The organism is Streptomyces sp. NPDC050732, assembly GCF_040654255.1.
GTDB lineage: Bacteria > Actinomycetota > Actinomycetes > Streptomycetales > Streptomycetaceae > Streptomyces.
Window position 1 is genome coordinate 84,731 of the sequence record NZ_JBFAHP010000024.1, and the last position, 17,843, is coordinate 102,573.

Annotated in this window: 13 protein-coding genes and 1 pseudogene; 11 read left to right on the top strand and 3 right to left on the bottom strand. The window is 70.8% G+C overall.

What is annotated here, in order from left to right:
* Nucleotides 1–78: 78 nt before the first annotated feature.
* Together AB0H82_RS22460 and AB0H82_RS22465 are read left to right on the top strand one after the other, a co-directional pair.
* Entirely contained in the window at nucleotides 79–876 is a 798-nt protein-coding gene (locus AB0H82_RS22460) for a GNAT family N-acyltransferase (RefSeq protein ID WP_362995339.1), read from the top strand.
* Complete coding sequence (locus AB0H82_RS22465) at nucleotides 873–1,730, top strand: lysophospholipid acyltransferase family protein (protein WP_362995341.1); 858 nt, start codon at nucleotides 873–875, stop codon at nucleotides 1,728–1,730. Before AB0H82_RS22460 ends, AB0H82_RS22465 begins: the two co-directional genes overlap by 4 nt.
* A 116-nt stretch (nucleotides 1,731–1,846) precedes the next feature.
* Here AB0H82_RS22465 and AB0H82_RS22470 read toward each other — a convergent pair whose 3' ends face one another.
* Nucleotides 1,847–2,872, bottom strand: coding sequence for a LacI family DNA-binding transcriptional regulator (locus AB0H82_RS22470; RefSeq protein WP_362995342.1), 1,026 nt, complete (start codon nucleotides 2,870–2,872; stop codon nucleotides 1,847–1,849).
* Between the two features lie 378 nt (nucleotides 2,873–3,250).
* Between AB0H82_RS22470 and AB0H82_RS22475 the strand changes: the two genes are divergently transcribed.
* The 7 genes and pseudogenes from AB0H82_RS22475 to pulA all read left to right on the top strand — a co-directional run bounded on the left by AB0H82_RS22475 (nucleotide 3,251) and on the right by pulA (nucleotide 13,513).
* Nucleotides 3,251–4,525, top strand: coding sequence for an extracellular solute-binding protein (locus tag AB0H82_RS22475; protein ID WP_362995344.1), 1,275 nt, complete (start codon nucleotides 3,251–3,253; stop codon nucleotides 4,523–4,525).
* Between the two features lie 20 nt (nucleotides 4,526–4,545).
* On the top strand, nucleotides 4,546–5,556 hold the full coding sequence (locus tag AB0H82_RS22480; protein WP_362995346.1) for a sugar ABC transporter permease: 1,011 nt from the start codon (nucleotides 4,546–4,548) through the stop codon (nucleotides 5,554–5,556).
* Nucleotides 5,553–6,428 (top strand): carbohydrate ABC transporter permease, encoded by an 876-nt coding sequence (locus AB0H82_RS22485; protein WP_362995348.1) that lies wholly within the window; start codon nucleotides 5,553–5,555, stop codon nucleotides 6,426–6,428. The genes AB0H82_RS22480 and AB0H82_RS22485 overlap by 4 nt, the downstream gene beginning before the upstream one ends.
* A gap of 56 nt (nucleotides 6,429–6,484) precedes the next feature.
* The gene (locus AB0H82_RS22490; protein ID WP_362995350.1) at nucleotides 6,485–8,149 is read left to right on the top strand and encodes an alpha-amylase family glycosyl hydrolase; all 1,665 of its coding nucleotides are present in this window, start codon (nucleotides 6,485–6,487) and stop codon (nucleotides 8,147–8,149) included.
* The gene (locus AB0H82_RS22495) at nucleotides 8,137–9,201 is read left to right on the top strand and encodes a LacI family DNA-binding transcriptional regulator (protein ID WP_362995352.1); all 1,065 of its coding nucleotides are present in this window, start codon (nucleotides 8,137–8,139) and stop codon (nucleotides 9,199–9,201) included. Before AB0H82_RS22490 ends, AB0H82_RS22495 begins: the two co-directional genes overlap by 13 nt.
* 102 nt (nucleotides 9,202–9,303) lie before the next feature.
* Nucleotides 9,304–10,701: pseudogene (locus AB0H82_RS22500) on the top strand (alpha-amylase family protein); the annotation flags it as partial.
* Between the two features lie 94 nt (nucleotides 10,702–10,795).
* The gene (gene pulA, locus AB0H82_RS22505) at nucleotides 10,796–13,513 is read left to right on the top strand and encodes a pullulanase-type alpha-1,6-glucosidase (protein WP_362995354.1); all 2,718 of its coding nucleotides are present in this window, start codon (nucleotides 10,796–10,798) and stop codon (nucleotides 13,511–13,513) included.
* On the opposite strand, the gene AB0H82_RS22510 is transcribed toward pulA, so the two are convergent.
* Together AB0H82_RS22510 and AB0H82_RS22515 are read right to left on the bottom strand one after the other, a co-directional pair.
* Nucleotides 13,500–14,579, bottom strand: coding sequence for a chitinase (locus tag AB0H82_RS22510; protein ID WP_362995356.1), 1,080 nt, complete (start codon nucleotides 14,577–14,579; stop codon nucleotides 13,500–13,502). The two genes, pulA and AB0H82_RS22510, sit on opposite strands and share 14 nt — an antisense overlap.
* 80 nt (nucleotides 14,580–14,659) lie before the next feature.
* Nucleotides 14,660–15,127, bottom strand: coding sequence for an Lrp/AsnC family transcriptional regulator (locus AB0H82_RS22515; protein WP_362995358.1), 468 nt, complete (start codon nucleotides 15,125–15,127; stop codon nucleotides 14,660–14,662).
* 140 nt (nucleotides 15,128–15,267) lie between these two features.
* Between AB0H82_RS22515 and AB0H82_RS22520 the strand changes: the two genes are divergently transcribed.
* A complete protein-coding gene (locus AB0H82_RS22520; RefSeq protein ID WP_362995360.1) occupies nucleotides 15,268–16,293 on the top strand; it encodes an asparaginase in 1,026 nt (341 codons plus the stop codon).
* Nucleotides 16,294–16,402: 109 nt separating this feature from the next.
* Complete coding sequence (gene aspA, locus AB0H82_RS22525; protein ID WP_362995362.1) at nucleotides 16,403–17,812, top strand: aspartate ammonia-lyase; 1,410 nt, start codon at nucleotides 16,403–16,405, stop codon at nucleotides 17,810–17,812.
* Nucleotides 17,813–17,843 lie beyond the last annotated feature (31 nt).

Sequence of the window (17,843 nt, forward strand, 5' to 3'; positions counted from 1 at the left end):
CGCTTCCCCGCTTCCCCGCTTCCTCGTCTCCGTCGTCCCCCTCGTCTCGACCCCATCGAACCGAGAAACGGAACTGTCATGCCCTCGACACCGCTCACCCCGTTCACGCCGCCCACGCCGTCCACTCCCCCTGCCCCGTCCGCCGCGGCGCCCGTCGGCGCGTACGTCACCTCCGTCGCGGATACCACCGCGCAGATCAGGGCCGCCCAGCGGCTGCGCCACCGCGTCTTCGCGGGGGAGCTGGGCGCGGCCCTCGACACGCCCCTGCCCGGCCACGACATCGACGCCTTCGACGACCTCGCCGACCACCTCATCGTCACCGACACCTCGACCGGCGAGGTCGTCGGGACGTACCGGCTGCTGCCGCCGGGGCGGGCCGACCGGTCCTATTCCGACGGGGAGTTCGATCTGCGCGCGCTGAGCGGTCTGCGGTCGTCCACCGTCGAGGCGGGCCGCTCCTGCGTCCACCCCGACCACCGTTCCGGTGCCGTGATCAACCTGATGTGGTCGGCTCTCGCCCGCTATGTCCTGCTCTCCGGCCACCGGTACCTGGCGGGCTGCGCCTCCGTGCCGCTGGCGGACGGCGGCCGGGCGGCGTCCAGCGCCTGGCTCCTCGGCACGGCCAAGCACGCGGCGCCGCCGGAGCTGCGGGTGCACCCCAGGCGCCCATGGGTTCCCGAGGGCCCCGTGGCGGGGCGCCCGGTCCCCGCCGACCTGCCGCCTCTGCTGCGCGGCTACCTCCGGCTCGGCGCGTGGGTGTGCGGCGCCCCCGCGTACGACCCGGAGTTCGATGTCGCGGACTTCTTCGTACTCCTCGACACGGAGCGGCTCAGCGCGCGCCACCGCCGCTACTTCCTCGGCGAGGACGCGCGGTGACACCGTGGTCGGTCGACCCGGGCTGCCCGGCGAGCTGCGCCGCCGACCCGGACCCGCGCGTATCTCTGGGTGAACTCACCCGCCGGTACGCCGCGTTGACGTACGCCCTGACCCGGTCCGTGGCCCGTGGCGACCGGCTGGCCGAACCCGCGACCCTGCGGGCCGAGGCGCGCGCGGTACTCGGCGCGCTCGGGGCGAGCCTGGAGGTGGCGGGTGACGACCGGCTGAGCCGGCGATCGCGCGGCAGCGGCGTGGGCACCCTGGTCGTCGCCAACCACGTCTCCTGGCTCGACGTCGTCGCCCTGCTCGCCGTCGAACCGGTGACCGTACTGGCCAAGCGTGAGGTGGGCCAGTGGCCGGTGATCGGTGCGCTGGCCCGGCGGGTGGGCACGCGCTTCATCGACCGGGACGGCGGGTACCGCGAACTACCCCGCGTAGTAGCCGAGTTGGCGGGTGCGCTGCGGGCGGGTACCTCGGTGCTCGTCTTTCCCCAGGCCACCACCTGGTGTACGGCGGAGGGCGGACGTTTCCGCCGGGCCGCCTTCCAGGCGGCGGTCGACGCGGGGGCCCCGGTGCGCCCGGTGACGGTCGAGTACCGCCAGAGCGGTGTGCCGACCACGGCTGCCGCCTTTCTCGGCGCGGAGGACTTCACGGCGTCGTTGCGCCGGGTCGCGAGCGCCCGTTGCCTGAGTGTGCACATCACGGCACATGCCCCGCTGTGGGGTACCGAGCGGCGAGTTCTGGCTGCGGCGGCGCAACAGGCCGTCCTGCGAAAGGAGTTGACCCTACAACAGGCGCCTCTGGAAACCTGGCCTGCAATGAGTTTCTGCAAGCGAGCGGGGACTCGGTCGTAAGCGTCGACGCGGGCGTCAAGGCGAGGTCCACGACCGCCGGCCGGTGACCGGCTTCGACGCGGCGCTCGCCGGGACGGCCCGCTGGTACGACCGCCACCGCTCGTGGTGGCAGCCGCTCATCGCGGCGTGAGCCGCCCCGACCCCGTGGAGCCCCGCACCACCAGCTCCGGCATGAAGACGAACTCGCCGTGCGGCGCGGGCGTCCCGCCGATCTCCTCAAGCAGCGCACGGACCGCCGCCTGGCCCATGGCCTGCACGGGCTGGCGGATCGTGCTCAGCGGCGGATCGGTGAACGCTATGAGCGGGGAGTCGTCGAAGCCGACCACCGAGACGTCACGGGGCACGCTCAGGCCCAGGTCGCGGGCGGCCCGGATGGCGCCGAGGGCCATCATGTCGCTGGCGCACACGACGGCCGTGCAGCCGCGGTTGATGAGGGTGGTGGCCGCGGCCTGCCCGCCCTCCAGGGTGTAGAGGGAGTGCTGGATCAGCTCGGCCGACTCGTCGGGGTCTAGGCCGAGGCGTTCGAGCAGGCTGAGCTGGAACCCCTCGATCTTGCGCACCACGGGGACGAACCGCTTCGGGCCGACCGCGAGACCGATCCGCGTGTGGCCGAGCGACGTCAGATGCGTGACGGCGAGCCGGACGGCCGCGCGGTCGTCCGTGGAGACGAAGGGCGCCTTCACGTCCGGCGAGAAGCCGTTGACGAGCACATAGGGGACGTCCTGGGCGCGCAACGTGTCGTAGCGCCCCATGTCGGCGGTGGTGTCGGCGTGCAGCCCCGAGACGAAGATGATGCCGCTGACACCGCGGTCCACCAGCATCTCGGTGAGCTCGTCCTCCGTGGAACCGCCCGGTGTCTGCGTGGCGAGCACCGGCGTGTAGCCCTGCCGGGTCAGGGCCTGCGCGATGACCTGGGCGAACGCGGGGAAGATCGGGTTGTCCAGCTCGGGTGTGATGAGGCCGATGAGGCCCGCGCTGCGCCGGCGCAGCCGCACCGGACGCTCGTACCCGAGGACGTCGAGGGCGGCGAGCACCGCCTCGCGGGTGCCCACGGCCACTCCGGGCTTGCCGTTCAGGACGCGGCTCACGGTGGCTTCGCTGACCCCCGCGTGGGCTGCGATGTCGACAAGCCGTGCGGTCATGGCACTGGACTGTACCTGTCGTGGTCGGGATTGCACACCGCCCGTGAAAGCTTGCGGAAAGAGCTGTCCTGCAAGAACCTTGCAGGCGTATTCAGCGCACGCCGTCCCGCTGTCATCAGCGCACGCCGTCCCGCTGTCATCAGCGCACGCCGTCCCGCTGTCATCAGCGCACGCCGTCCCGCTGTCAAGCGCAACACCGGCAACGGTAAGGACACACAGACGTAACGATCACCGGTGCTTGCAGAAATTTACCGCAAGGTCTTTCGGCCGCATTCCAACGCTGTTACGTTCCTGGCAACCCGGCGCCGCGTCGAGAGCGGCCAGCAGGAGGCACCTCTTCGTCTCCCCGTGATTCCGGGATCAGTTGAAGGAGTTCACATGCGGCGTGGCATAGCGGCCACCGGGCTGATTGCTGCCCTGGCCATGACAGCGGCAGCCTGCGGGGGCGACGACGAGGGCAGCGGCGGCAAGAAGGGTTCCGGCGAGCTCTCCGGCACCGTGACCTTCTGGGACACCTCGAACGACGCCGAGAAGGGCGCGTACGAGAAGATCGCCAAGGGGTTCGAGAAGCTGCACCCCGACGTCGAGGTCGACTATGTGAACGTGCCGTTCGGCGAGGCCAACGCGAAGTTCAAGAACGCCGCGGGCGGCAACTCCGGCGCCCCGGACGTCATGCGCACCGAGGTCGCCTGGACCCAGGACTTCGCCTCGCTCGGCTACCTCGCCCCGCTCGACGACACCGTCGCGCTCGACAAGGCCGACGACTACCTCCCGCAGGCCGCGGCGAGCACCAAGTTCAAGGGCAAGACCTACGCGGCGCCGCAGACCATCGACACCCTCGCGCTCTTCTACAACAAGAAGATGCTCAAGGCCGCGGGCGTTGACGTGCCCAAGTCCTTCGACGACGTCAAGACCGCCGCGAAGAAGATCAAGTCCAAGTCCGGCAAGACCGGCCTCTACCTCCGCGGCGACGACCCGTACTACTACCTCCCGTACCTCTACGGAGAGGGCGGCGACCTCCTCGACACCAAGAACAAGAAGGTCACCGTCGACGACCCCGAGGGCGCCAAGGCCTTCTCGGTGATGAAGGACCTCGTCGACTCCAAGGCGGCCGTCACCGACGCGAGCGACGGCTACAACAACCAGCTCAACGCCTTCAAGGACGGCGACGTCGCGATGGCGCTCGACGGCCCCTGGTCCATCGAGGGCGCCCTGCAGGGCAAGGAGTTCAAGGCCGACAAGGACAACCTCGGTGTCGCCCCGGCCCCGGCCGGCAGCGCGCGGCAGGGCGCCCCGCAGGGCGGCTGGAACCTCGCCGCGTACGCCGGTTCCGAGAACCTCGACGCGTCCTACGAGTTCATCAAGTACATGAGCTCCGCCAAGGTGCAGCAGCAGACCACCGAGGAGCTCAGCCTGCTGCCGACCCGCACCTCCGTCTACGACGTGAAGTCCGTCAAGGACAACCAGATGGTGCAGTTCTTCAAGCCCGCCGTGGAGAAGTCCGTGCAGCGGCCGTGGATCCCGGAGGCCAACGCGCTCTTCGAGCCGATCCGGCTGCAGCTGGGCAAGGTGCTCAGCGGCAAGACCTCGCCCGAGGACGGCGCCAAGGGCATCGGTGACGCCTACCGCAAGCTCCTCAAGGACTACAAGTAAGAGGGAGGGCTGACCGACCCATGGCTGTCGAGACGGGCCGGTCGGTGGTGAAGGCCGCGGATGCGCAGAGCGTCCGCGGCCGCGGCCACCGCCCCGCCAAGAATGCAGGACGGCTGCGCAGGGCGTTCGCCACCTACTGGTACGCGTGGGCCATGGTCGCCCCCGTGGTGATCGTGATCGGCGTGATCGTCGGCTATCCGCTGGTCCGCGGCATGTATCTGTCGACGACCAACGCCAACGAGGCGAACGTCGAGCGACACATCGGTGTCAACGACATCCCCGCCACGTACGAGTCCGTCGGCCTCGACAACTACCAGGCGATCCTGTCCGACGGCGTCTTCTGGGACCGGCTCACCTGGACCGTCGTGTGGACCGTGTCCTGCGTCGCGCTGTCCTTCGTGCTCGGTCTCGCGCTCGCCCAGATGCTCAACCGCAAGCTGGCGGGACGCTCCCTCTACCGCATGGCGCTGATCCTGCCGTGGGCGGTGCCGGCCTTCGTCTCCGTCTTCACCTGGCGGCTCCTCTTCAACGAGAAGAAGGGCCTGCTGAACAAGCTCCTCGCGGGCGGCGGCATCGACGCGGTCCCGTGGCTCAACGACCCGACCTGGGCCAAGCTGTCGGTGATCACCGTCAACGTCTGGCTCGGCGTGCCGTTCATGCTGGTGGCCATGCTCGGCGGCCTGCAGTCCATCCCGGGCGAACTGTACGAGGCGGCCGAGATGGACGGCGCGAGCGCCTGGCAGCGCTTCCGCCACATCACCCTGCCGGGACTGCGCTCCGTCGCCAGCACGGTGATCCTCATCAGCGGCATCTGGACCTTCAACATGTTCCCGGTGATCTTCCTGCTGACCAGGGGCGGGCCGGGAGACTCCACCGAGATCCTGGTGACGTACGCCTACCGGCTCTCGTTCGTCGTCAGCCCCCGCGACTTCGCGGGCTCCGCGGCCTGGGGCGTGCTCATCCTGGCCCTTCTGTCGATCATCGCGGTGGCCTACCGCCGCGCGCTCCGCAAGCAGGGAGAGGTGTGGTGACCACCGTGCCGACCGAACCGAAGGTGAAAAAGCGCAAGCCCAGGGGGCGCGACGAGCGCGGCCCGCTGGCGTCGGTCGCCCTGCACGCGACCCTGCTGATCGCCAGCGCCATCGCGGTCCTGCCGCCGCTGTGGCTCCTGGTCACGTCGTTCAAGCCGGAGAGCGAGGCCTTCTCCACCGACCTGGTCAAGGACTTCACCCTCGGCAACTACGACCACGTCCTGAACGACACCGAGTTCCCCAACTGGATCCTCAACTCCCTCATCGTGGTCGGCCTCACCACGGTGATCGGCGTCTTCATCGCGGCCACCACCGGCTACGCGGTGAGCCGCTTCAAGTTCCCCGGCATGCGGCCGCTCATGTGGATGCTCCTCATCACCCAGATGTTCCCGGTCGCGGTGCTCATCGTGCCGCTGTACAACCTCCTCGCCAGCCTCGGCCTGCTCAACCAGCCCATCGGGCTCGTCGTCACGTACCTGACGATCGCCGTGCCGTTCTGCGCCTGGATGATGAAGGGGTACTTCGACACCATCCCGGTCGAGATCGACGAGGCCGGGCGGGTCGACGGACTCAATCCGTTCGGCACGTTCTGGCGGCTCATCGTGCCCCTGGCCAAGCCGGGCCTCGCCGTCACCGGGTTCTACAGCTTCATCACCGGCTGGGCCGAGGTCGCCTACGCCTCCGCCTTCATGACCGGCGAGGAGAACCTCACGCTCGCCGGCGGCCTGCAGACCTTCGTCAACCAGTACACCAGCGACTGGGGTTCGCTGACGGCGTCCGCAGTGATCGTCGCGGTGCCCGCCGCGGTCATCTTCGGCTTCGCCCAGCGCCACCTGGTCTCCGGCCTGACGGCGGGCGCGACGAAGTCCTAGATGCCCCGTTCCGGGACATCCCGCCGCCCCCACCACACTCGATCCCCAGGGAAGACATGACCCAGCATCTCGCTGCCCCTGCCGCCCCCGCCACCGAGACGCGCACGGACTGGTGGCGCGGCGCGGTGATCTACCAGGTGTATCCGCGCAGCTTCGCCGACAGCAACGGCGACGGCATGGGCGACCTGGAGGGCATCCGCAGCCGGCTGCCGTACCTCAGGGACCTCGGCGTCGACGCCGTCTGGCTCAGCCCCTTCTACGCCTCGCCGCAGGCCGACGCCGGATACGACGTCGCCGACTACCGCGCCATCGACCCCGTCTTCGGCAGCCTCCTGGACGCCGACGCGGTCATCCGCGACGCCCACGAACTCGGCCTGCGCATCATCGTGGACCTGGTGCCCAACCACTCGTCCGACCGGCACGACTGGTTCAGGCGCGCCCTGAGCGAGGGCCCCGGCTCCCCGCTCCGCGAGCGCTACCACTTCCGCCCCGGCAAGGGCGCCGACGGCGAACTCCCGCCCAACGACTGGGAGTCCATCTTCGGCGGCCCCGCCTGGACGCGGGTGCCCGACGGCGAGTGGTACCTGCACCTCTTCGCGCCCGAGCAGCCCGACTTCAACTGGGAACACCCCGCGGTCCAGGACGAGTTCCGCTCGATCCTGCGCTTCTGGCTCGACATGGGCGTCGACGGCTTCCGCGTCGACGTCGCCCACGGCCTCGTCAAGGCGGCGGGCCTCCCCGACATCGGCAGCCACGACCAGCTCAAGCTGCTCGGCAACGACGCCATGCCGTTCTTCGACCAGGACGGCGTGCACGAGATCTACCGCAGCTGGCGGCGGGTGCTGGAGGAGTACGAGGGGGCCCGCATCCTCGTCGCCGAGGCGTGGACGCCGACCGTCGAGCGCTCCGCCCACTACGTGCGGCCCGACGAGATGCACCAGGCCTTCAACTTCCAGTACCTGGGCACCTCGTGGGACGCCGCCGAGCTGCGCGAGGTCATCGACGTGTCGCTGGCCGCGATGCGTCCCGTGGGCGCGCCCGCCACCTGGGTGCTCTCCAACCACGACGTGACCCGGCACGCGACGCGCCTCGCCAACCCGCCGGGCCTCGGCACCCAGCTGCGGACCGCGGGCGACCGCGAGCTCGGCCTGCGCCGCGCCCGCGCCGCGACCCTGCTGATGCTGGCGCTGCCCGGCTCCGCCTATCTGTACCAGGGCGAGGAGCTCGGCCTGCCCGACGTCACCGACCTGCCCGACGAGGTGCGCCAGGACCCGTCGTTCATCCGCGCCAGCGGACAGGACGGCTTCCGGGACGGCTGCCGGGTGCCCATCCCGTGGACCACCGAGGGCTCCTCGTACGGCTTCGGCCCCGGCGGCAGCTGGCTGCCGCAGCCCGCCGAGTGGGGTGAGCTGAGCGTGCAGGCGCAGACCGGCGACCCCGGCTCGACCCTGGAGCTGTACCGCAGCGCGCTCGCCGTGCGCCGAGCGGAGCCCGGGCTCGGCGCGGGCGGGACGATCGAGTGGCTGGACGCCCCCGATGGTGTGCTCGCCTTCGCCCGCGAGAGCTTCGTGTGCACGGTGAACACCACGGCGAAGACCGTACGGATCCCCGTACCCGGCCGGGTCCTGCTCGCCAGTGAGGAGCTCGTCGGTGAGGAGGCGACGGTCGTGGACGGAGCCGTGGCCCTGCCCGCCGACACCACCGTCTGGTGGGCGGTGTGACGCTTTCCTCCGCGCCGCGGGACGCCCACCGGGGCGCCCCGCGGCTCCTGGACATCGCGGCCCAGGCCGGCGTGAGCGAGGCCACCGCGAGCCGCGTCCTGAACGGCAAGGCCGGGGTCGCGACCGGCACCAGACGCAAGGTCCTCGCCGCCCTCGACGTCCTCGGCTACGAACGGCCCACGCGGCTGAAGCGGCGCAGCGCCGGCCTGGTCGGCCTGGTCATCCCGGAGCTCACCAACCCGATCTTCCCCGCCTTCGCGCAGGTCATCGAGCAGGTGCTGGCCGGGCACGGCTACACCCCGATGCTCTGTACGCAGATGCCGGGCGGCGCCACCGAGGACGAGCTGGTCGAGCAGTTGGAGGACCGCGGGGTCAGCGGCATCATCTTCCTGTCGGGCCTGCACGCCGACATGACGGCCGACCCCTCGCGCTACCGCGAACTGGCCCACCGCAAGGTGCCGTTCGTCCTCGTCAACGGCTACAACGAAGACATCCCTGTCTCCTTCGTCTCGCCCGACGACCGCTCCGCGGTGCGCATGGCCGTCCGCCACCTCGTCGACCTCGGGCACGAGCGGATCGGCCTGGCCATCGGCCCGACGCGGTACGTGCCCTCGCGCCGCAAGGCGGAGGGGTTCACGGCGGCGCTGCACAGCATGCTCGGCCTGGCGCAGGGGGAGGCCGAACGGCTCGTCCGGCGCACCCTGTTCACCGTCGAGGGCGGGCAGGCCGCGGCCGGCGCCCTCCTCGACCTGGGGTGCACGGCGATGGTCTGCGGCAGTGACCTGATGGCGCTCGGCGCCATCAGGACGGTGCGCGAGCGCGGTCTGGCGGTGCCCGACGACGTCTCCGTGGTCGGGTTCGACGACTCCCAGCTCATCGCCTTCACCGACCCGCCGCTGACCACGGTGCGGCAGCCGGTGCAGGCCATGGCGAGCGCCGCGGTGGGCGCCCTCCTGGAGGAGATCGACGGAAATCCCGTGCAGCGCACGGAGTTCGTGTTCCAGCCGGAGCTGGTCGTGCGGGGTTCCACCGGAGTGTGTCCAGAGGGTTGACCGGGCCCTGGGGGCGCCATACGGTCCAACCCGCAACAACTTGTGCTGACTTGCTGCAAGCACTTGCTGAAGGTTCCCCCCCCAACGCGCAGGAGGTTCCCCATGACCGGCCGGACCATCAAGAGCCGCAGGCCCGTCGCCACCGCGCTCGCCCTGGCGGCGGGCCTCGCGGGCAGCGTCGTCGCGGGCGCTCCCGCGGCCCAGGCGGCCCCGCCCGGCGGCAAGGACGTCACCGCCGTCCTCTTCGAGTGGAACTTCAGGTCGGTCGCCCAGGCCTGCACGGACCGGCTCGGCCCGGACGGCTACGGGTACGTGCAGGTCTCGCCACCGCAGGAGCGCCTCCAGGGCGAGGCGTGGTGGACCGCCTACCAGCCGGTCAGCTACAGGATCGGCACCCGGCTCGGCGACCGCGCCGACTTCAAGAACATGGTCGACACCTGCCACTCCGCCGGCGTGAAGGTCGTCGCCGACGCGGTGATCAACCACATGACCAACGCCTCCGGCACCGGCTCGGCGGGCTCCCGCTTCACCAAGTACGACTACCCGGGCACGTACTCGGCCCACGACATGGACGACTGCAAGGCCGACATCAGCAACTACCAGGACCGCTGGAACGTCCAGCACTGCGAGCTGGGCGGCCTGGCCGACCTGGACACCGGCGAGGAGTACGTACGCGGCCGCATCGCCACGTACCTGAACGACCTGCTCTCGCTCGGCGTGGACGGCTTCCGCGTCGACGCGGCCAAGCACATCCCCGTGGACGACCTGAAGAACATCAAGTCCCGGCTGAGCAACCCCGGCGTCTACTTCAAGCAGGAGACGCTGCACGGCGCCGGCGAGGCCGTCGACCCGGGTGAGTACACCGCCACCGGCGACGCCCAGGAGTTCCGTTATGCCAGGGACCTGAAGCGGGTCTTCACCAACGAGAAGCTCGCGTACCTCAAGAACTACGGCGAGGGCTGGGGCTACCTGCCGAGCGGCAAGTCCGCGGTGCTCGTCGCCAACCACGACACCGAGCGCCACGGCCAGACCCTCAGCTACAAGGACGGCGCCAACTACACGCTCGCACATGTCTTCATGCTGGCCTGGCCCTACGGCTCCCCGGACGTCCACTCCGGCTACGAGTTCAGCAGCAACGACGCGGGGTCGCCCAACGGTGGCCAGGTGAAGGCCTGTTACAGCGACGGCTGGAAGTGCCAGCACGCCTGGCCGGAGATCCGCAGCATGGTCAAGTTCCGCAACACCGCGCGCGGCGCCGCCGTCACCCACTGGTGGGACAACGGCAACAACGCCATCGCCTTCGGCCGCGGCGACAAGGCGTACGTGGTCATCAACCACGAGGGCGCCACCGTCAACCGCACCTTCCAGACCTCCCTGGCGGCGGGCACGTACTGCGACGTGCAGAGCGGCAGGAAGGTCGGCGTCGACGGCTCCGGCCGGTTCACCGCGTCCGTCGCGCCGAACACCGCCCTCGCGCTGCACACCGGCTCCAAGAGCTGCTGAGCAGCCCCCCCCCGGACCGGCCGCCCGGCCCATCCTTGTCCCCGCTGCCGGGCGGCCGCACCTCCCTCCCACCTCTCAAGGAGAGACTCTCGTGACCGGCTCCCCGCGCCGCACCGCCGTCACCGTGGCGGTCGCCCTGCTCGCCGCCACCGTGCCCCTGACCGCGACGGCCACGGCCGTGCCGCTCGCCCCGGCGGCACCGTCCGCCGCGGCCGCGCCGGCCGACGGCCTCGACCTCTCGACGTCGCGGGCCCAGTGGATCGACAGGACCACCCTCGCCTGGGACACCGGCACGGGCACCGCTCACGAACTCCTCTACGCACCCCACGGCGGCCTCACCGTCAAGGACGGCGACATCGGCGGCAAGGCGCACCGACTGCGCCTCAGCCCGGTCGACGGCGGCCTCACCGACGCCCAGAAGACCAAGTACCCGCACCTCAAGGGCTACGCAGCCTTCACCGTCGACCCCCGCGACCGCGACCGCATCCGCGCGGCCCTCACCGGCCAGCTCGTCGCCACGGGGCGGTCGTCCGACGGCACTCTGCGTGCCGCCACCGGCGTCCAGACCCAGGGCGTCCTCGACGACCTCTACGGCGCGGCCGCCACCAAGGTCACCCTCGGCCCCCGGTTCGCGCACGGCCGCGTCACCCTCGCCGTCTGGGCCCCGACCGCGCAGCGGGTCTCCCTCGACATCGGCGGCCGTACCGTGCGCATGCACCGCGACGGCGCCTCCGGAGTCTGGTCGGCGACCGGCCCCCGGAGCTGGTCGGGCAAGGCTTACCGGTACGTCGTCGAGGTGTGGGCGCCGAGCGTCGGGAAGGTCGTCACCAACAAGGTCACCGACCCCTACTCGACCGCCCTCACCAGCGACTCCGAGCGCAGCCTCGCCGTCGACCTCGCCGACCCGGGGCTCGCCCCCGAGGGCTGGGCCACGCTCCGCAAACCGAAGGCGACCCCGCTCCGCGACGCACAGATCCAGGAGCTGCACATCCGGGACTTCTCCATCGAGGACCGCACCTCGGCCCACTCCGGCACGTACCTGGCGTTCACCGACAACAAGTCCGACGGCATGCGGCACCTGCGCCGCCTCGCCCGCTCCGGCACGTCCTACGTCCACCTGCTGCCCGCCTTCGACATCGGCACCGTCCCCGAGCGCGCCGCCGACCGGGCCACCCCCGACTGCGACCTGCCCGCCCACGCCCCCGACTCCGAGGAGCAGCAGGCGTGCGTCACCAAGAGCGCCGCCGAGGACGCGTACAACTGGGGCTACGACCCGCTGCACTACACCGTCCCGGAAGGCTCCTACGCCAGCGACCCCGACGGCACCCGCCGCACGGTCGAGTTCCGCAGGATGGTGCAGGCCCTGAACGGCTCAGGGCTGCGCACGGTCATGGACGTCGTCTACAACCACACCGTCGCGAGCGGCCAGTCCGGCAAGTCCGTCCTCGACAGGATCGTGCCCGGCTACTACCAGCGCCTGGAGGCCGACGGCTCGGTCGCCACCTCCACCTGCTGCGCCAACACGGCACCCGAGAACGCCATGATGGGCAAACTCGTCGTCGACTCGATGGTCACCTGGGCCAGGGAGTACAAGGTCGACGGCTTCCGCTTCGACCTGATGGGCCACCACCCCAAGGCCAACATCCTCGCCGTCCGCAAGGCCCTCGACGCGCTGACCGTGGCGAAGGACGGCGTCGACGGGAAGAGCATCGTCCTGTACGGCGAGGGCTGGAACTTCGGCGAGGTCGCGAACGACGCCCGCTTCGTCCAGGCCACCCAGAAGAACATGGCGGGCACCGGCGTCGCGACGTTCTCCGACCGCTCGCGCGACGCACTGCGCGGCGGCGGCCCCTTCGACGAGGACCCGGGCGTCCAGGGCTTCGCCAGCGGCCTCTACACCGACCCCAACTCCTCCAAGGCGAACGGCACCCCGGCCGAGCAGAAGGCCCGCCTCCTGCACTACCAGGACCTCATCAAGGTCGGCCTGTCCGGCAACCTCGCCGACTTCACCTTCACCGACTCGGCCGGGCGCAGGGTGCGGGGCGCCGACGTCGACTACAACGGCTCCCCGGCCGGTTATGCGGCGGCCCCCGGCGACGCCCTCTCCTACGCCGACGCGCACGACAACGAATCGCTGTACGACGCCCTCGCCTTCAAGCTCCCCGAGGGCACGTCACCGGCCGCCCGCGCCCGCATGCAGGTCCTCGCGATGGCCACCGCCGCGCTCTCCCAGGGCCCGGCGCTCTCCCAGGCCGGCACGGACCTGCTCCGCTCCAAGTCCCTGGACCGCAACTCCTTCGACAGCGGCGACTGGTTCAACGCCATCCACTGGGACTGCCGCGCGGGCAACGGCTTCGGCCGCGGTCTTCCTCCGGCCGCCGACAACAAGGCCAAGTGGCCCTACGCCAAGCCCCTGTTGTCGTCCGCGGCGACGTTGACGCCGGGCTGCGCCGAGATCGACGGCACGTCGGCCGCGTACCAGGATCTGCTGAAGATCCGGACGAGCGAACCGGCCTTCTCCCTCGCCACGGCGGGACAGGTCCAGCGGGCGCTGTCCTTCCCTCTCTCCGGCACGGCGGCCGAGACGCCCGGTGTCATCACCATGAAGCTCGGCGACCTCGTGATCGTGTTCAACGCGAGCCCCGGGACGCAGCGGCAGCGCGTGAAGGCGACCGAGGGCACCCGGTACGCCCTGCACCCGATACAGGCATCGGGCGCCGACCGGACCGTCAAGTCATCGGCACACGAGCGGAGTTCGGGAACCTTCACCGTCCCGGCGCGGTCGGTCGCGGTGTTCAAGCGCGGTTGAGCCGGCTGAAGTTGTCCCCGAAGGTCCAGCCCTTGGCGCCGTCCCAGTTGATCGACCAGGTCATCAGGCCCTTCAGGGCGCCGTTGTAGTGGTTCCAGGCCTGGGCGACGAGGCTCGGGGACATGTAGCCGCCACCGGCGCCCGGCTGGGCGGGGAGGCCCGGGACCTGCTTGTCGTAGGGGACCTTGATCGTGGTGCCCTGGACGGTCAGGCCCTTGTTCAGGCAGTCGGTCTGGGCGGTGAAGCCCTGGACGGTGCCCGCGGAGTAGGAGTCGCCGGAGCAGCCGTACATGCTGCCGTTGTAGTACTGCATGTTGAGCCACCAGAGGCGGCCGTTGTCCGCGTACTTCTTGATGATCGGCAGGTACGCGCCCCAGATCGAACCGTAGGCGACGCTGCCCCCGGTCACGTACGCCGTCTCCGGGGCCATCGTGAGGCCGAAGCCCGCGGGCATCCGGGCGAGCACGCCGTCGATGATGCGGACGAGGTTGGCCTGCGAGGGCGACAGCTGGTTGATGTTGCCGCTGCCCACCAGGCCGGTCTCGATGTCGACGTCGATGCCGTCGAAGTTGTACTTCTTCAGGATCGGCACGATCGTCTCGACGAAGCGGTCCGCGACCTTGCTGGAGCTGAGGTCGATGCCGGCCGCGGCGCCGCCGATGGACATCAGGATCGTGGCGCCGTCCGCCTTGGCCTGGCACATCTCCGCCGGCGTCGCGACCTTCACGGTCGAGTCCATGCCGTCCTCCCACAGGACGGTGCCGTCGGAGCGGATCACGGGGAAGGCCGCGTTGATGACGTTGTAGCCGTGCTGGCGGATGCGGGGGTCGGTGATCGGGGTCCAGCCGAACGGCGGGTGCACGCCGTTGGCCGCGCCGTCCCAGTTCTCCCAGTACCCCTGGAGCACCTTGCCCGTGGGCTTCGACTTGAGCGCGCAGGTATCGGCCCGGGTGTCGGCCCGAGGTCCGGCCGGGTCCGGGCCGGAGGCCGCGGCGGCGGCCGGCAGCTGTGCGACACAGACCAGTGCCAGGGCGGACCCCAGCAGGCGTAACGTCCGACCGATCACGCTGTGCTCCCTGGGTGCGGTGGGGGATTGGGAGACGTGCCTCGTGCGGTGCGTCAACCTAGGCTGGACCAGACCAGTCGTCAATAGGTCTGTACCAAACCCACGGGCAGGCCCTGCGGGTCCTTGATCCGCTTCATGATGATCTGGGAGTTGACCTCGGTGACCCCCGCCAGCGCCGTCAGCCGTTCGATCCACAGGCGTTCGTACGCGGCCAGGTCCGCGACGGCGATGCGCAGCAGGCAGCCCGGGCTCCCGAACAGGCGGTACGCCTCGATCACGTCCGGGATGTCCTGGAGCGCCGCCTCGAACGCCTCGACCGTCTCGCGGTCGCGCCGCACCTCGATGGAGACGAGCACCTCGAAACCCCGGCCCACCGCCTCCGGGTCCACCACGGCGCGGTACCCCTGGATCACGCCGTCCAGCTCCAGCTGGCGGACCCGTCGCATGCACGGCGACGCGCTGAGCCCGACCCGCGCGGCCAGCTCCTGATTGGTCAGCCGGCCGTCGCTCTGCAGCTCGCGCAAGATATTGCGGTCGATCTCATCCATGGCGCAATTATCCGCCACGTATATTGCGGGAGCGCCGGATGTCGGCAAACACATTGCGTGATGTTCGATCTATCCTTGCGCCGAGGCTGCCCACCACCCGGGGGCTGAAGGACCTCAGCATCCCTGGGAGGTACACCGACGTGGAAGCACAGGCGCGGCGGATCGTCGTCATCAGCACCGGCGGGACCATCGCGAGCCGCTGGCAGGGGACCGGCTTCGCCGCCGACGCCCCCGGCCGCGAAGTGCTCGCCACGGCGGCGATACCCCACGGCATACGCTCCGAGGTCATCGACCTGTTCAACGTGAACAGCCCGCGCCTGACCTCCGCCCAGCAGCTCACCCTGCTGCGCACCGTGCGCGAGGTGTTCGCCGACCCCGGCGTCGACGGCATCGTCGTCACCCACGGCACGGACACCCTGGAAGAGTCCGCCTTCCTGCTCGACCTCCACCACGACGACCCGCGCCCCGTCGTCTTCACCGGGGCGCAGAAGCCGCTCGGCGCCGAGGACGGCGACGGACCCGGCAACCTCTACGACGCGCTGCTCACCGCCGCGACCGTCCGTGACCTCGGCGTGCTCGTCGTCTTCGACGGCAAGGTGCACGCCGCGCGCGGCACCGTGAAGACCCAGACCCTCGCCGCCGACGCCTTCGCCGACCCGTCCGCGCCGCCCGTCGGCAAGGTGGGCTTCGGCAAGGTCTCGATACTGCACCGCCCGGCGCGCCCCGAGCCGCTGCCGGCGCCCGCGGAGCTGCCGACCGGGTCCCTGCCGCGCATCGACATGGTCATGCACCACGTCGACGCCGACCCGCTGTTCCTGGAGACGGCGGTCGAGGCGGGCGCCGAGGGCATCGTGCTCGTCGCCACTGGAGCGGGCAACGCGACCCCCGAGTTCGTCGCCGCCGTCAGGGCCGCCATCGAGCGGGGCGTCGTGGTCGCCCTCACCACCCGCGTCCCCGCCGGGCCCGTCACCGAGATCTACACACACGGCGGGGCGGTCGACCTCGCGGCGGCCGGGGCGGTGCTGACCGGCACGTTGCGGGCCGGGCAGGCCCGTACCGCGCTCCTCGCCGCGCTGCTGTCGGCCTCCGGCCCGGTGGAGCGGACGGCGCGGCTGCGGCGGATCGTCGGTGACCCGGCGGTGTCGGACGAGGCCGCTGCCGCCTGAGTGTGTTCGTCTGCGGGCCGCATGTGGCTGGTCGCGCCCACGCGGCGGAGCCGCAAATGTCACAGTCTCGCGCCCCTGACGGGGCGCTCCACGCCGGAAGAGAACCATCATGACCCCCACCACCGCCCCCGCCCTCCGTCGCGAGCACGATCTGCTCGGTGACCGGGACGTGCCCGCCGACGTCTACTGGGGCATCCACTCCCTGCGCGCCACGGAGAACTTCCCCATCACGGGCATCCCGATCTCCGTGTACCCGCAGCTGGTCGACGCGCTCGCCGCCGTCAAGGAGGCCGCCGCCCGCGCCAACGAGGAGCTGGGGCTCCTCCCGAAGACCAAGGCCGACGCCATCGCCGCGGCCTGCCGGGAGATCCGCGCGGGGCGCCTGCACGACCAGTTCGTCGTCGACGTCATCCAGGGCGGCGCGGGCACCTCCACCAACATGAACGCCAACGAGGTCGTCGCCAACCGCGCGCTGGAACTCCTCGGGCACCCCAAGGGCGCGTACGAACACCTGCACCCCAACGAGGACGTCAACCTCAGCCAGTCCACCAACGACGTCTACCCGACCGCCGTGAAGGTCGCGACGGTCAGCGCGGTCCACGGGCTGCTGCGCGCGATGGCGGTGGTGCAGGACGCGTTCGCGGCGAAGGCCCTGGAGTTCCGCGACGTCCTGAAGATGGGGCGCACGCAGCTCCAGGACGCCGTGCCGATGACGCTCGGCCAGGAGTTCTCCGCGTACGCCGTGATGATCGACGAGGACCGCATGCGGCTCGCCGAGGCCGTCGAGCTGATCCACGAGATCAACCTCGGCGCCACCGCCATCGGCACCGGCCTCAACGCCCCCGCCGGTTACGCCGAGACGGCCCGCCGCCACCTCGCCGAGATCACCGGCATGCCGCTGGTGACCGCCGCCAACCTGGTCGAGGCGACGCAGGACTGCGGAGCCTTCGTACACCTGTCCGGCGTCCTGAAGCGGATCGCGGTCAAGCTCTCGAAGAGCTGCAACGATCTGCGGCTCCTGTCGTCCGGCCCGCGCGCGGGCCTCAACGAGATCAACCTGCCGCCGGTGCAGGCCGGTTCGAGCATCATGCCGGGCAAGGTCAACCCCGTCATCCCCGAGGTCGTCAACCAGGTCGCCTTCGAGGTGATCGGCAACGACGTCACCATCACCATGGCCGCGGAGGCGGGCCAGCTCCAGCTCAACGCCTTCGAGCCGGTCATCCTGCACTCGCTCGCGAAGAGCATCACCTCGCTCCGCCAGGCCTGCCTGACGCTCGCCGAGCGGTGCGTGGAGGGCATCACCGCCAACACGGAGGTGCTGCGCGCCTCGGTGGAGACGTCCATCGGCCTGGTCACCGCGCTCAACCCGCACATCGGCTACACCGCCGCCACGGAGATCGCCCGGGAGGCGCTCGCCACGGGGCGGGGCGTCGCCGAACTGGTCCTGGAGAAGGGGTTGTTGCCGCCGGAGCGGCTGGCGGAGCTGCTCACCCCCGAGCGGGTGGCCGGCGCCGCCTGAGCGGTTCGGGGCCGGGTCTCTGCTGCGGGCT